The sequence below is a fragment of the Paraciimarium castrense LEGE 11436 genome (assembly GCF_056633055.1).
On the sequence record NZ_JBSJOW010000004.1, the window covers coordinates 14,661 to 29,377 of the forward strand.

The following is a 14,717-nucleotide window of genomic DNA, read 5'->3' on the forward strand; positions in this document are numbered from 1 at the left end:
CTTTTCTCCTTGCCCTTTCCCCGCCCTCCTCAGTGACCCACCGCCACGACTGGACCCGCGCCGAGATCCAGGCCCTGCTGGAGGCGCCGCTGATGGAGCTGCTCTGGCAGGCCCAGCAGGTGCACCGCCAGGCCAACCCCGGCTACCGGGTGCAGCTGGCCTCGCTGCTGAGCGTCAAGACCGGCGGCTGTGAGGAGGACTGCGCCTACTGCCCCCAGTCGATGCACCACAGCGCCGATGTGAGCGGCCGGCCGCAGCTGGAGGTGGAGCCCGTGCTGGCCCGGGCCCGGGCCGCCAGGCAGGCGGGTGCCCACCGCTTCTGCATGGGCTGGGCCTGGCGGGAGATCCGCGACGGGGCGCCCTTCGAGGCGATGCTGCAGATGGTGCGCGGCGTGCGCGCGCTGGGCCTGGAGGCCTGCGTGACCGCCGGCATGCTCAGCGACGCCCAGGCCGCCCGGCTGGCCGAGGCGGGCCTCACCGCCTACAACCACAACCTCGACACCAGCCCGGAGCACTACGAGCGCATCATCAGCACCCGCACCTACCAGGAACGGCTCGAGACTCTCGAGCGGGTGCGGCGGGCCGGGGTGACGGTCTGCTGCGGCGGCATCATCGGCATGGGCGAGGCGCTCAGCGACCGTGCCGGGCTGCTCGAGGTGCTGGCCAACCTCGATCCCCACCCCGAGAGCGTGCCGATCAACGCCCTGGTGGCGGTGGAGGGCACGCCGCTGCAGGAGCAGCCGCCGCTGGATCCGCTGGAGCTGGTGCGGATGGTGGCCACGGCCCGGATCCTGATGCCCAGCAGCCGGGTGCGGCTCAGTGCCGGCCGCGAACAGCTCAGCCGCGAGGCCCAGATCCTCTGCCTGCTGGCCGGCGCCGATTCGATTTTCTACGGCGACACCCTGCTCACCACCGGCAACCCCGACGTGGCCGCAGACCAGGCCCTGCTCGCCGCCGCCGGCGTGACGGTGGAGGGGGCGGCGGCGGCGCTGTGCCCTGCCTGAGCCGCTCCCCATGGGCCTGAGCCTGGCTGCCTTCTACCGCTTCGCGGCCTTCGATCCGGCGGAGCTGCCGCCGCTGCGCCAGCGCCTGCTGGCCTGCGGCGAGGCCGGCGGCGTGCGGGGCACGGTGCTGCTGGCGCCGGAGGGCGTGAACGGCACGGTGAGCGGGCCAGCCGAGGCGGTGGAGGCGCTGCTGGAGCTGCTGCGGGCCGATCCGCGCCTGGCCGCCCTGGAGGTGAAGCGGGCCGAGGCGCCCCAGCAGGCCTTTCACCGGCTCAAGGTGCGGCTCAAGCGCGAGATCGTGACCCTGGGCGATGCCTCCCTGCGCCCCTACCTGGCGGCGTCGGTGGGCCGCCACGTGGCGCCCGATCAGTGGGAGGCCCTGATTCAGGATCCAGACACGCTGGTGGTGGACACCCGCAACGCCTACGAGGTGGCCCTGGGCAGCTTTGACGGCGCCATCGACCCTGGCACCACCAGCTTCCGGCAGTTCCCCGCCTGGGTGGAGCAGCAGCTGCGGCCCCTGGTGGAGCAGCGCCGCCCCAAGGCGATCGCCCTGTTCTGCACCGGCGGCATCCGCTGTGAGAAGGCCACGGCCCACCTGCTGCAGCAGGGTTTTGAGGGGGTGCACCACCTGCATGGCGGCATCCTGCGCTACCTGGAGCAGCGGCCGCAGCAGGGCAGCAGCTGGCGGGGAGAGTGCTTCGTGTTCGACCAGCGGGTGGCCGTGAATCACCAGCTGGAGCCGGGCGAGGCCAGCCTCTGCCACGGCTGCCGCATGCCCCTCACCGCCGCCGACCGCCAGCTGCCCAGCTACGCCGAGGGGGTGAGCTGCCGCCACTGCGTCGATCGCCAGAACGATGCTGATCGCCTGCGCTACGCCGAGCGCCAGCGCCAGATGGAGCTGGCCCGCCAGCGCGGCGAGGACCACCTCGGCCGGCGCTTTCCGGTGCCGCCCAGCAGCGGTGGCTGAAGCGCGGCCGATCCTCTACAGCTTCCGCCGCTGCCCCTATGCGATCCGGGCGCGGCTGGCCCTGGCGGCGGCGGGGCTGAAGCCCGGCGTGGATCTGGAGCTGCGGGAGGTGAGCCTCAAGGCCAAGCCGCCGGAGCTGCTGGCGGCGTCGGCGAAGGGCACGGTGCCGGTGCTGGTGCAGGGGGAGCGGGTGATCGAGGAGAGCCTGGCGGTGATGGGCTGGGCCCTGGGGCGCCGCGATCCCCACGGCTGGCTGCAGGGCTGGAGCGCGGCCGAGGCCGCCGCCATCGAGGCGCTGATCGCGGAGAACGACGGGCCGTTCAAGCACCACCTGGACCGCTACAAGTACGCCGGCCGGTTTGGTGCCGAGGGGGAGCAGGAGAGCCACCGCCAGGCGGCCCTGGCGATCCTGCGCCGCTGGAACCAACGGCTGGCGTCCGGCGGCTGGCTGCTGGGCGAGCGGCCGTCCCTGGCCGACATGGCCCTGCTGCCGTTTGTGCGCCAGTTCCGCCTGGCCGACCCGCAGCGCTTTGACGCCGAAGCGGCGCTGCAGCCGTTGCAGGCCTGGCTGGGCCGCTTTCTGGCCGGAGAGGAACTGGCGGCGGTGCTGGATCCGCCCTGGGCGGCCCGCCAGGGGTGGTGGTCGCCCGGCTGGCTCTATCACCTGGCCCTGCGGCAGGAGTGGCAGGCGGCGCAGGCCGCCGGCAGCTACCGCCGCTCCACCCGCGGCCGCTCGCTGGAGCAGGAGGGCTTCATCCACCTCAGCCAGGCCCACCAGCTGGCCGCCAGCCATGGCCGCTTCTTCGCCGACCTCAACCCCGCCGAGCTGAGGCTGCTGGTGCTCGACCCCGAGCGGCTGGCGGCGGCGGGCGCCGTGGTGCGGCTGGAGCCGGCGCCGCACAGCGGCGAGCTGTTTCCTCACCTGCACGGGCCCTTGCCGCTGGCGGCGGTGCTGGCGGCCTGGCCCTGGTGCCCTGAGGATGGGCCAAGCCAGAGCTCACGATGGTGAACCCCTCCCGAGGTCCGGAACGGCTGGTGCGCGCCGGCCAGTGGCTGATCGCCCTGCTGTTCGCCTACTTCCTGATCCAGGTGGGCGGGGCGCTGATCGCCGACCTGCCCCTGCTCTCCAGAGCGCCCCAGCTCGAGCAGTTCCTCGACCAGCCGGCCAAAACGGCGCTGGAGGCCGAGCTGCAACCCCTTGAGAGCCGCCGCGAGGCGCTGCAGGAGCAGGCCGAGCGCCTGGGAGAGCGCCAGCAGCAGGCCCAGGCCCGCTACGAGCGCGAGAAGGCCAGCTTCGACAACTGGCGCTCCACCCGCTCGGCCACGGCCCAGTCCGACCAGAACCCGGAGGTGATCGCCCGGGCCCGCCAGCTCGATGGGCTGCTGCAGCAGCAACAGCAGCTCAGCGGCGAGCAGGCGGCACTGGCGGCCCGCTTGCGGCAGGTGCAGGCCTCGATCGCCGTGCCCCGGCAGCAAATGCAGCAGCTGCAGGCCGAGGCCCAGGGGCGCTTTCAGGCGGCCCGGCAGCGGGCGGAACTAAGGGCCTTCGGCATCCGGCTGTTGCTGGTGGGGCCGCTGCTGGGGCTGTCGCTGTGGCAGTTCCGCCGCTTCCGCCGCAGCGACCAGTGGCCCTTCGTGTGGGGCTTCCTGCTGTTCGGCCTGTTCGCCTTCTTCGTGGAGCTGGTGCCCTATCTGCCCAGCTTCGGCGCCTACATCCGCTATGGGGTGGGTGCCCTGCTCACCTTCCTGGTGGGCCGGGCCCTGATCCGCTGGCTGAATGGCTACCTGGCGCGCAAACAGAAGGAGCAGGCGGCGCCGCAGGAGCAGCGCCAGCACACGATCCGCTACGAGAAGGCCCTGCAGTCGCTGGCGCGCAGCCAGTGCCCCAGCTGCGAGCGCAGCCTGCCGCGGCGGGAGGGCGTGCTGCCCAACTACTGCATGCACTGCGGCCTGCAGCTGCAGCACGACTGCAGCCAGTGCGGCGCGCTCCATTACGCCTGCTTCCCCTACTGCCCCAGCTGCGGCAAGCCGGCGTAATGGAGCCCGATCTGCCGAGCCTGGCCCAGCTGGAAGCGCAGGCCCGCCAGCGGGGCCTGCTGCTGCGGCTGCAGGTGGGGCGCCTGGCCGCCGTGGGCTGGAGCTTGCGGGTGGGGGTGGCCCGCCGCCAGGCTGGGGGCGCCCAGGTGGAGCGGCTGGTGTTGCTGGGGGAGCTGAAAGGCTGGGCCCTGCCCACGGCCGCTGGCCTGCGGCTCGACACGATGCGGGTGCAGGGAGAGGAGAGCGCCGCGGTGGGGGCACTGATCTGGGCGGCCAGCTTCGCCTGGGCCCTGGAGGCCACCCCCTGCCGCCGGGCGCGGCTGCTGGCGATTCGCGATGACGACCGCCAGCACCGCCGCCTGGTGCGCTACTTCCGCCAGCTGGGCTTTGAGCCGCTGCGGGAGCTGGGGGGCGGCGCGGCCGACCTGCCGGCCCGGCTGCTGTGGGGCGGCGCCGGCCTGCTGATGCAGGGCGACTGCGCCGAGGGGCTGCGGCGCAGCGCCCGGCGGCTGGAGCGGCGGCGATGACCCCAGCGCTGGCCTGGAACGGCCTGATCCGCCTGTTCAACGCGCCGCTGCTGCCCCTGGGCAGCCAGACCATCACCCTGGGCTGGCTGCTGGGGGTGGGGCTGCTGTTGCTGGTGGTGACGCTGGCGGCCCGGCTGCTGCGTTTCCTGCTGGCCAAGCGGCTGCTGCTGTGGCTGGGCCTGCCGGAGGGCCGCCGCGAGGCGATCGGCACGCTGCTGGCGATCGGCCTGGCGGCCTTCGGCTATGTGGCGGTGGCCCAGGGCATGGGGCTCGACTTCGGCGCCCTGGCGGTGCTGTTCGGGGCGCTGGGGGTGGGCCTCGGCTTCGGGCTGCAGGACCTCACCCGCAACCTCAGCAGCGGCCTCACCCTGTTGATGGAGGGGAAGCTGAAGGTGGGCGATCTGATCGAGTTCGAGGGCACCCAGGGCTTCATCCGCGAGATCTCCTTCCGCTCCACCGTGATCCGCACCTTCCAGGGCTCGGAGATCGTGCTGCCCAACGCCCTGATCACCAACACACTTGTGCACAACCTCAGCTACCTGAGCTCCCAGGGGCGGGTGGATCTGGCGGTGCGGGTGATGCACGGCAGCGACCCGCTGCTGGTCACCGAGGCGCTGCTGGCGGTGGCCCTTGAGGAACCAAGGGTGCTGGATGACCCCGCCCCCAAGGTGGTGCTGCACCAGATCGGCCGCGACGGTCTGGAATTCGAACTGTGGGTGTGGACGGCCGAGATCCAGAACCAGCTGCTGCTGCGCAGCGCCATGAACTACGCGATCCACCGGGCCCTGAAGAGTCGCGGCATCCACCTGCTGGGTGAGAAGCAGGTTCTGCAGTTGCTGCCCGAGGCAGGCCCTGGGGCGCCCCTTGCTTTTGATCTGGATGAACAGCTGGCCGCCATCCCCTGCTTCGCCAACATGGACGGGCGGCGGCTGCGGGAGCTGGTGGGCAGTGGCGCCCGCCGCAGTGTGACGGCGGGGCAGATGCTGGTTGAGAAGGGGGACCCAGGCCGGGCACTGCATCTGGTGCTGGAGGGGAGGATCAGCGCCATTCACGAAACCGAACGCATCAGCCACCGACTGTTCAGCTTCGGCCCCGGTGAGTTCTTCGGCGAGCTGCCGCTGCTGTTGCAGGTGCCCTACCCCACGGCGATGTGGGTGCAGGAGAACGCCGTGCTGTTCGAGATCCCCAGCGGCAACGTGCGCCTGCTGCTGGAGAACCGGCCCGACTTCGCCGAGATCGTGCTGAAGGCCCTGGCCCGCCGCGGCGATGTGTTGCGCAGCTACGAGAGCTGCCTACGGGAGCGGGGCCTGCTGCAGGAGGGGGATCTGGGAAATCCCTTGCAGTGGCTCAGGGGGCGGTTGCGGCGGGTGTTGGAGCCGCGCGTGGGGGGTGGGGGTTAGGGGGGCGCCACTGCTGGAGAGACAACCGAGCCAGGGTAAGCGGGTAAGAGTTACCGCCCGGATACCTACGAACCAGAAGGTATGTGCTTGCCGTTGAGGCTGCTTTCCATCACACTTAATCCATTGAATCGGAAACCCTGTGACCGAAATCTCAGGTAACATCAACAAGCGAAGGCTCACAACGTCTTTCCAGCGGCTGATGTCGATTCACTGGTGGATGGCACTGTGCTACTTAGTCCTCTTTGTGGGTGGAGCCTTCATGGCCCGGCTAGACCGCCAAGTATTCTTCAGAGGCGGTCTGTATGACGTACATAAGTCCATTGGAGTGCTCGCTCTGGCGTTGCTGAGTTGGAGAGTCATTGTGCTGCTGCAAGTCTGGTGGAAAAAGTACAGCATTCGATGGCCCAAGAGAACCACGAAGTGGTGGCAGAGTGCGGTGTTGCATGCAAGCTTGTATTCATTTATGGTGTCCGTGCCTGTAGCTGGCCTTCTCTTCTCAAATTCCTTCAAGGCGAACAATGTTAAGTTCTTAGGCCTACCCGTTCCCGATCTTTTCCCCGAGGACAAGGCCATGGTTGAATATGGTCGAAGTTTGCATTTCTGGCTTGCCTATATATTCCTAGGCTTCATCATCTTGCATGCCGTCATGCAATGGAAGAGCGTCAGGGCTTACTGGCGGCGTTTCTTGGCATTCATGAGCTTGAGAGCAGGGATGCACCGCTCTACAGGTGGCACGGATAAACATCGCTGATTGACTAACTGGCCTAGCACGAAAAGAGCGTCAACCGGAGAGCTTCATGGTTTTCGGCTACCAAGAACAACGCGGCTCATCTCCCCGTCACAGCGCCAGCTGAGTGCCAACAAGTAAGTGCTCAAGAAAAGACTCCCACCCACGAGGGCAAGCAGCGCAAGCCCCAGACCTGCCGGTGAGAACTGATGCCGCCAGGCCACCCAGAGGGAGCTGATGATAAGCATCATCATGAAGTCCAGATCGAATTGTCCAGGCCAGTCGAGGTGGCGGATGTCAGTAAAGAAGACCTGAAATAGGCCCAGCCCATGGCTCCCGATCACGGCTGCTGTGTAGGCAACCAGAGTGATCCAGAGGACAATCAGCAGGGCACGAAAGCTTGTCATCGGAGAATCATGCAGACTGAAGAATGAAGCACTCAGATGAGAGGAAACGAATTCTTCTCAGGTATCAGGAGCCGGTTCTGGCAGCCCCCAGGCATGCAGGCCTTCCAGCAGAGGAATCAGGGCCAGTCCCCTGGTGCTGAGCTGGTAGTCCACCCTCAAGGGCATGCTTTGGACGACAGTGCGTATTACCACCCCGTTGCCTTCTAGTTCGCGTAGCGTGCTGCTCAGAACCTTGGGGCTGATCCCATGGAGTGAGCGGCTGAGTTCGGAGAAACGCTGGGTACCATCGGCAAGTTCCCTCAGCACAGGAATCTTCCAGCGGCCTTGCATGACCTCTAAAGCCAGCTTTGCCGGACAGTTGTTGTGGTCATGGGAATCCAGAAATCCCTGAGGTTCATCCATGGTTACCAGACGGATAGTAGATTTCCTGGAGGTGTGATCTTGACATGCTGATACCTGTTGTTCCAAGCTTGCATTCTACCCATAGAGGTGAGGGAGCAGACAGCCAACTTCTCGACACAGTTTATCCTTGTTCTTGATCACAGCCTGCCCCATCGGCCTGGGCTGACAATCATTGTCCCTCCTTGCAATGGCGGCCCACGAAAAGTAGTCGTTCTTGCGAAAGCGCTGTATTTATCCATTCAACCATGCAAATCGGAATCCCAAGGTCTCGGTAAGCACAAATCTCCTGACTCCAGCAAATCGAGCCATGTCTCAAACTCTGAGCAAAGACGCCTTGGCTGATTCTTAAAACATCCAAGCATCACTTTAACCCCGGAGCCTTTGTCTTAAGCATCTGGTCTTAGGCTAGCTTTCATATCTGCCTTAGAAGTGTGGCTCTCAAGACCAATTCATTCCATTGACAAACAGTATAGGTCATGAGTCTCAAGTCGCTCCTAAGTGGTTTAACCAGTCTGCTTATCCTATCGAGCCCTGCGATATCAGCTGAGCGAATCAGTATCAAGCTATCACCCCACGTCTTCAGGATCTCAGTACGAGAGCTTCAGAACTATGCAGAGGGTCAGCCCACAGGTCATGATCTGTTTCAATTGGCCAGCCTGCTCGGTGGCGGGCTCCATCAATCGATCAAAAAGAACCTGGCCACTCCTTACTCAATCAGTGCCTCAGAAGTCGCCACTGTGCTAAGAGAGCCAATGCTTCAAGACTTGTTCCGGTGGCTTGGCGAAATCTTCCAAACTGAAACAGGAGAGAATGGCTCCAGATCCATTCAACAAGCCCTTGTGGCCAGCTCGGCTAGGGCAAACTCCGTCTCACTATTGTCACTAGTTAAGGATTTCCCTGGCGAGGAAATTCAAGTTGATGCTGACCATGCCTTGGAGCTATTCTCAAAGCTCTTGCATCTCAAGCATAGGACCAATGATGTCATCAGGGTGATGCGAGAGGGCTATCCGCCGGGTGATCTGCCGGAGACACCTGCTCAGGATCTACTGGCTTCAGGCTCTTTCGCTACGACGACGAGAACGCTGCGCTTCTTTGACAAGGCCAGGGACAGAAGCCTTGATGTGGACCTGATCCTGCCAGAAGTCATTCAAGACCATCCAGCCCTGAAGTTAATCATTATTTCCCATGGGCTGGGTTCGAATCGCCAGTACTACGGTTATGTGGCTCAGCACATGGCTTCCCATGGCTATGCGGTGGCAGCCATTCAGCACCCGGGTAGTGACTCCATCCGTATGCACCAGTTCATCGAAGGGCAGTGGTCCAGTGTGTTCGACGTTGGTGAGTTCATTGATCGCCCTAGGGATGTCACGTTCATTTTGAATCAACTTGAGCAGATAGAGAATAGCACTGTCCATTCCCAGATCATGACTGATCGGGTTGGTGTTTTTGGTAACTCATTCGGAGGCTACACCGCATTGGCCCTCGCGGGAGCCAATTTTGATCGGGCTCAATTGGTCCATGATTGTGATCGGTTGACAACCTCTCTTAACCTGTCCCTTTTGCTCCAGTGCCGAGCCCTGTCCTTGCCACACCTTAACGATCAGTTACGAGATGAGCGAGTGAGTGCGGTGCTTGCCATCAATCCTCTCAACAGCAGCATCTTTGGTCAAAATGGGATAAAGAGAATCAAGATTCCAGTTCTCCTGGCTGCCAGTGCTGAGGACATTGTGACCCCAGCCTTGATTGAGCAGGTTCCTGCCTTCCAGTGGGTGTCTAGCCAATCTCGGTATCTGGCTATGGCTGAAGCTGTGACCCATGTGGTCGGTGAATCCAGGGGCGGAGGCATCAAGGACATCATGTCAATGTTGATCAGTCCAGCACCATCGGCATTGGTTAAGTATGATCAAGCTCTCTCCTTGGCATTTTTTGGCCGATATCTTGGAGATGAACTTGGTTTCGAATCTAATCTGAAAGGCACTTACGCCAGGAGCATCAGCCAATCGCCCTACGAACTCTATCTCTCTGGCATGAGCACCCTTGGCCAGTTAGAACGTCTATTGGAATAGACGCACGCAAGCTTGTTCGCTGATCACCAGATCTGTTTCGAGACTAAGTCGGTTGATGCTCGAAGTCTGCCCTCTTTGCTGGTAGTTCTGATGGCGACCATCTTTCATTTAACTCCTCTTGGAATCTCGCTAATTCATCTCCTTAACTCTCGGGCTCGCTGCCGGTTGTAGGTTCGCTTGGCCTAGGGCATGCCACGAATACATCCTTGGTTACTGACGGGATAGTTGGTTTCATGGTAGTACGTTATTGACACTGTCATCATCTTCTATCACAATTCACTCTAGGAGGTGACAGCCATAGGCTTGATCCTTCTGCCTAATCTGAAGTCAGTTCTATGTCTCAACCCACTCCTGTTTCCCTTGATCTGCCAAGCGGTACCCATGCTTTGTGCACGTGTGGTAACACTCAGAATGGGCGATTCTGCGATGGATCGCACCAAGGCACTGAGTTTAGGCCTGCAGTCCTCGTCTTGGATGCCGAGAAGACAGTGTATCTTTGCTCCTGTGGGGCCACAAAGACCTCTCCCTACTGTGATGGCAGTCACCTTAAGGGCTGATCTTTCACTCCTCGTCTCCCCATAGCTATGCCAGTTTATCTGGTTCAAGTCACCATGTCCACGACGCGATTCTGAACCTGAACGGTGAGTTAGTGATCGTTGGACTCTGCGATGATCACTAGAGACATCGGCACTTGCTTGTCTGGGTGGAGAGGTTCCATGAGGTCCACGATCGTGTAACTGCAATCACGAAATAGATTGACCCAGGAGCCAAGAGTGCGAAAGTACCAAGGCATGGGCAGCCAGGAGCCCTCGAAATCGTGAAAACTCTCTTCGCGCCAGCCATCGCAAGATGCATCGGCCACTGACCAGGGATGTAGTGTCTGCAGTACGATTCTGCCTCGTGGTACGAGTAACTGTCTAAGGGTGTTCAATAGCGCAGCAGCCTCCTGGTGGAGTATGGAAAAGTTGGCTGAGATCACATCGAAACCATTGCCAGCAAGGCTAGAATTATTGGCTAATTCGAAGTATGTGCAAACGTGAAAAATGCCACCTCCCGCAGACTGAGCCGCTTCAATGAGGCTGGGTGAACCATCAACTCCAACAGCTTCAACTCCCTTTAGAGAAAGCCTCCGAACCAACCAACCTTCACCACAGCCCAGGTCGAGTACTCGCGTTGGCTGTTGAGCGAGGACGGCGTCAACGATAGCTTGATCTGTCACGAGTCGGCGGCTTTCGATGCCGCTACCACGGATGATGTTTGTCCATCGATCGGCATTCACGATCCAGCTCTGCATTAGGTCGTCTGATTGATCAGAATATTTGTTCATCACAAGGCTGATCGAGAATTCAAAGATATACAGTGATTAACGCCAGTCATAAGTGATACGGTAATTTGGTATGTGGTAGAGGGGCATCGGCTCGTACAACCGAAATGGAGATGCTAGATTCTAATGATTAAGAAGCCTCCTGCGCCAATCATGATGCTACCAATGGTTTTGCGATAAATGCCAGTAAACCTGTTGCGGCCTGCGATACTGGCAAGCCTTGCGCCTAGCAATGCATAAGCAACTTTGACACCACCCACGCTTATTATGGTAATTGCGACTATTGTTAGGATCTCCTGGATGCTGATGACGGCTAAGTCGACAAATGCTGGTAGGAGGCTCGCATAAAATAGAATCGCTTTGATGTCTCCGAGAGTTAAAGCAAAACCAGCAATCAGACTAGCGGCCAGACTTTTCCCCTGGTGCGATTCAGGAGGCACTCTCGGCGGAGCGGAGTTCGAAGTCAATAGTCTTATTCCAAGCCAGATTAAATAGAGCCCAGCGAGAACTTTAACTATGACGAAAAAGCCGCCGAACATTTCTGCTGCTGCAGACATTCCTGCTATGGCAAGTGCCACAAAGAGAAGATCGCCGAGGACGATGCCAATGCCCACCGCAATTCCATTGGCTGGGCCAAAAGTGGCTGCACGAGCAACCACCAAAGCAACACTGGAACTTGGTAATGCGGCGAGCAAGACCATGATTCCAAACAGGGTGATTGATTCGACAAGTGTCATAGAGTCTCGCGTCTATTCTTATTGACCAGTGGCAAGGGCGCACCAGTTGCGGCATGCAGTCGTGTGGAGAGACTTCATAGCCGGAAGTCATTTTGGTAGTACGTACTTCCGACCCGAAAGTGTTTCGTGTTCTTGATCTCCGGTTACCGCTTTTCGTCGAATGGGTCCCGCATCGATTAAGCCAAGTCGTTCAGCAACGCGAACCGAGGGTACATTCTCTGAAATGACGTAGGCAATCAGCCTCGACTCCGTGGTCGCGCTGAGGTAGTTAAGCAGTGCTCTGGCCGCTTCTGTTGCATAACCTTTGCCCTGATGCTCCGGCATGACCGTGTAATAGACTTCGAGATCTTTCCCGTCCGGGTTCGCCCCACATGAGCCCAGATATTGATCCGTCGTCGGATCGGCAATCGTCAATGAGCATATCGGAGTGGCCGTCTGATACGAGCCAATAACATACTCCAGCATTTGACGTGCCCCTGCCTGCGTCTTCTGTTCGGGCGTGAATGCCATGTAGCGCGATGCTACTGGGACGCTCAAGAAGGCTTGAAAGGCTTCGAGGTCCTTGATCTCATGCTTCCGAAGGGATAGTCGTTGGGTTCTGATTCTAGTTGGCATTTTCATCCGTGCCGCCTCCATTTAACGGCATAGCTGAGCGGCGGTAGATCATCTCGAACTCAGCGCCAATATCTCTAGGCCGTCCGCTCCAGCGATTGGTTAGGCTTGTATCGTTGGAATACGCTCCAGTGCTGCTCGATCCCAATGCCCTAGATTTGCCGCTGCTTCATAAGTGCTTTGGAGAAACGCAAAAAGCACCGCATCTGGATCGTCAGCTTGTCTCATCGCTTCATAGGGAAGGATAAACTCTTCCATTTCTAAGCTATAGAATGCCTCTTTAGGTTGCACAGGATATTCTTGAAATCCTTCTGGCGCAGGGTAAGCATAAGAATAAAACACTGGTTCCGAGACTGATCCACCACCGGGCCAAAACCCACAACTGCTGACCTCATGAGAGTAAGCTTCTCGTGTAACCCAATCCGCCATTCCAGGAACTCCGCCAGGATGTGGAGGCGCAGATCGACCAGAGAACCGTGTGACTGCCAGATCGAAGCTACCCCAGAAAAAATGCACCGGACTAGACTTCCCGATAAATCTTGATCTGAAAACTGTCAGGATTCGATCAACCTGAACTAGAATCTGCCAAAAGCGCTGGACGTATTCTGAATCATAGGCAGCATGCTGATTGTCTTGGTTGAAGCGGATGGGATTGTCTATCTCTTGAGGCATCGTCCAAATCGAAACGTCGACGTCGATCACATTCAATGCTGCTATCACCGCCTGGTAAAAATCGGCGACCGATTGCGGCACCAATTCAATGTTTTGGGTTGCCCCGTCACTGGTTTCAATGCGCAACTGGTGATCGATAAAATCGAACCGCATTTCAAAGGTACGAGTTTTGTAGGGAATCGTGCCAGTGGTCAGCCCACGCGAGGTCACATAGAGGGTCGATTGCCACCAGTGATTGATTTTGGGCATGAGCGTCAGCCGAATCTTGCCAACGATCTGAGTCCACAGGTGCACGGTGGCATATGTGTCTTGCCATTCTCCTAAAGGCAAGCTGGGCAGTAAGGTTGAAGAGGGTAGATTAGAAGCCATATCAAAAGGTGTGCTAGGCAAGGTCGAATAACAATATTTCAGCACTGGCTTCTGTCGTTAATTCTAGCAGTTCTGGGTGATTGATTTGTACTCCATCGCCCTCTCGCAGTGATTCGCCACTGAGCGTCGCGATCCCACGTGCAACTTGAATCCAGGCAAAGCGACTACTCTCCATCTCAAACGTAATGCGATCACCCGATGACAGGATTGAAACATAAAGGTCAATATTTTGATGAATGACAACCGAGTCATCTCGTCCGTCCATTGAAGCAACCAAGCGTAGCTTGCCTTGCTTTTCTGCAAAAGGGAAGTCGCGTTGATCGTAACGAGGGGTGATACTTTGTCGATTTGGCAGCATCCAAACCTGTAAAAAATGCACAGGCTCTGATTCTGAGTTATTAAATTCGCTGTGGTGAATCCCTGTACCTGCGCTCATGATTTGAACTTCGCCGGGGCGTATCACAGAGCCATTTCCTAGGCTATCTTTGTGGGCTAGCTCTCCCTCTAACACATAGGTAAGTATTTCCATATCACGATGTCCATGCGTACCAAACCCAGCCCCTGGAATCACGCGATCATCGTTAATCACCCGCAGTGAACGAAATCCCATGCGATCAGGATCTTGGAAGTCACCAAACGAAAACGTATGGCGGCTGTCAAGCCAACCAAGTATGGTCTGTCCTCGCAAACTGCGATCATGAACGGTATGAACGGAAGCGTTGACCATTTATTAACTCCTTGAGACATTGGACATGGCAGAACTCGGCAAATGCCTAGATTGGCAACAGACTCCAGCATCCACTCCACTGTAGATAGACTAAGTCAGTGGCTTGCGGATTCTGGCGGAAAATTCATGAATCTGAATCGTTTCCTGAAGGGCTTGGGTGCCTCACTGCCAAATCAATGAGGCTCTGAAGCTGTGAAACAATCAAAAGGCTAACGATTAGCTGAGCCGCACCGCCGTTCGTCAAGAACGGCGGTGCGGCTAGCAGGCGGTGTCGGCTCGAGCTTGCTGTTGCTTAGCCGTGCAGATATCCTAGGCATCCTGAACAACCGTAAAAACACGGTCTAAGCTGATTGGGCGGGTCCGGTAACCACCCCCCAAGCTCTGCCCTTGCCAGGATAACCACTGCGTCACCTTGCGGCAGCGAACCCCAGGCCTTGCCACGGCAGGTTTTCTTGGCTCAGCCTCGCAGGTCTGAGAAGTTGATGCGGACCCGGTAATGCGCTGTTCAAGCTGCTACAGAGAACCTGCTCTCTGAAGAAACCGGATCAAACCCGATCCAGTCAATACCTTATCCATCGGGGCTATTCCCCTGAGGTTTACCGCATCGGTCAGTCAAATCCCACCCTTCCGGTTAATTCCCGCTTCCGTGGCCCCAACCCAGAAGCCCGTAAGCCTTGTAAAGCCCCACAGCCTTCCCGCCCCCCTGCTCTCTACCTTCCCCATAGGCCCCCGCCCA

Annotated in this window: 16 protein-coding genes; 9 read left to right on the top strand and 7 right to left on the bottom strand. The window is 59.7% G+C overall.

Annotation, left to right across the window (positions count from 1 at the left end; all coding sequences use genetic code 11):
- Positions 1–32 precede the first annotated feature (32 nt).
- From bioB to ACWJIO_RS07375, 7 genes are all read left to right on the top strand, one after another.
- Positions 33–1,004: a biotin synthase BioB gene (bioB, locus tag ACWJIO_RS07345; RefSeq protein WP_480312460.1), complete on the top strand. Its 972-nt coding sequence runs from the start codon at positions 33–35 to the stop codon at positions 1,002–1,004.
- A gap of 10 nt (positions 1,005–1,014) precedes the next feature.
- A complete protein-coding gene (gene trhO / locus ACWJIO_RS07350; protein WP_480312462.1) occupies positions 1,015–1,974 on the top strand; it encodes an oxygen-dependent tRNA uridine(34) hydroxylase TrhO in 960 nt (319 codons plus the stop codon).
- The gene (locus ACWJIO_RS07355; protein ID WP_480312463.1) at positions 1,967–2,983 is read left to right on the top strand and encodes a DUF952 domain-containing protein; all 1,017 of its coding nucleotides are present in this window, start codon (positions 1,967–1,969) and stop codon (positions 2,981–2,983) included. Before trhO ends, ACWJIO_RS07355 begins: the two co-directional genes overlap by 8 nt.
- Positions 2,980–4,011, top strand: coding sequence for a hypothetical protein (locus ACWJIO_RS07360; protein ID WP_480312465.1), 1,032 nt, complete (start codon positions 2,980–2,982; stop codon positions 4,009–4,011). Before ACWJIO_RS07355 ends, ACWJIO_RS07360 begins: the two co-directional genes overlap by 4 nt.
- Complete coding sequence (locus ACWJIO_RS07365; RefSeq protein ID WP_480312467.1) at positions 4,011–4,538, top strand: hypothetical protein; 528 nt, start codon at positions 4,011–4,013, stop codon at positions 4,536–4,538. Before ACWJIO_RS07360 ends, ACWJIO_RS07365 begins: the two co-directional genes overlap by 1 nt.
- On the top strand, positions 4,535–5,938 hold the full coding sequence (locus ACWJIO_RS07370; RefSeq protein WP_480312468.1) for a mechanosensitive ion channel domain-containing protein: 1,404 nt from the start codon (positions 4,535–4,537) through the stop codon (positions 5,936–5,938). The genes ACWJIO_RS07365 and ACWJIO_RS07370 overlap by 4 nt, the downstream gene beginning before the upstream one ends.
- A 139-nt stretch (positions 5,939–6,077) precedes the next feature.
- Complete coding sequence (locus tag ACWJIO_RS07375) at positions 6,078–6,689, top strand: cytochrome b (RefSeq protein WP_480312470.1); 612 nt, start codon at positions 6,078–6,080, stop codon at positions 6,687–6,689.
- Between the two features lie 44 nt (positions 6,690–6,733).
- Here ACWJIO_RS07375 and ACWJIO_RS07380 read toward each other — a convergent pair whose 3' ends face one another.
- Positions 6,734–7,072, bottom strand: a complete 339-nt coding sequence (locus ACWJIO_RS07380; RefSeq protein WP_480312472.1) for a hypothetical protein — start codon at positions 7,070–7,072, stop codon at positions 6,734–6,736.
- Between the two features lie 57 nt (positions 7,073–7,129).
- Positions 7,130–7,474: a winged helix-turn-helix transcriptional regulator gene (locus ACWJIO_RS07385; RefSeq protein WP_480312473.1), complete on the bottom strand. Its 345-nt coding sequence runs from the start codon at positions 7,472–7,474 to the stop codon at positions 7,130–7,132.
- Between the two features lie 476 nt (positions 7,475–7,950).
- On the opposite strand from ACWJIO_RS07385, the gene ACWJIO_RS07390 reads away from it, so the two are divergent.
- Both ACWJIO_RS07390 and ACWJIO_RS07395 read left to right on the top strand, forming a co-directional pair.
- Positions 7,951–9,540, top strand: a complete 1,590-nt coding sequence (locus ACWJIO_RS07390; RefSeq protein ID WP_480312474.1) for an alpha/beta hydrolase — start codon at positions 7,951–7,953, stop codon at positions 9,538–9,540.
- 335 nt (positions 9,541–9,875) lie between these two features.
- Positions 9,876–10,097 (top strand): CDGSH iron-sulfur domain-containing protein, encoded by a 222-nt coding sequence (locus ACWJIO_RS07395; protein WP_480312476.1) that lies wholly within the window; start codon positions 9,876–9,878, stop codon positions 10,095–10,097.
- An 89-nt stretch (positions 10,098–10,186) separates the two neighbouring features.
- Here ACWJIO_RS07395 and ACWJIO_RS07400 read toward each other — a convergent pair whose 3' ends face one another.
- The 5 genes from ACWJIO_RS07400 to ACWJIO_RS07420 form a co-directional block, all read right to left on the bottom strand.
- Complete coding sequence (locus tag ACWJIO_RS07400; protein ID WP_480312477.1) at positions 10,187–10,867, bottom strand: class I SAM-dependent methyltransferase; 681 nt, start codon at positions 10,865–10,867, stop codon at positions 10,187–10,189.
- Between the two features lie 113 nt (positions 10,868–10,980).
- The gene (locus ACWJIO_RS07405) at positions 10,981–11,601 is read right to left on the bottom strand and encodes a LysE family translocator (protein ID WP_480312478.1); all 621 of its coding nucleotides are present in this window, start codon (positions 11,599–11,601) and stop codon (positions 10,981–10,983) included.
- A gap of 87 nt (positions 11,602–11,688) precedes the next feature.
- Positions 11,689–12,237 carry a GNAT family N-acetyltransferase gene (locus ACWJIO_RS07410; protein ID WP_480312480.1) on the bottom strand — a complete coding sequence of 183 codons (549 nt, stop codon included), beginning with the start codon at positions 12,235–12,237 and terminating at the stop codon, positions 11,689–11,691.
- 78 nt (positions 12,238–12,315) lie between these two features.
- Positions 12,316–13,254, bottom strand: a complete 939-nt coding sequence (locus tag ACWJIO_RS07415) for a DUF5996 family protein (protein WP_480312797.1) — start codon at positions 13,252–13,254, stop codon at positions 12,316–12,318.
- A 13-nt stretch (positions 13,255–13,267) separates the two neighbouring features.
- Complete coding sequence (locus ACWJIO_RS07420) at positions 13,268–13,981, bottom strand: pirin family protein (RefSeq protein WP_480312481.1); 714 nt, start codon at positions 13,979–13,981, stop codon at positions 13,268–13,270.
- Between the last annotated feature and the right edge of the window lie 736 nt (positions 13,982–14,717).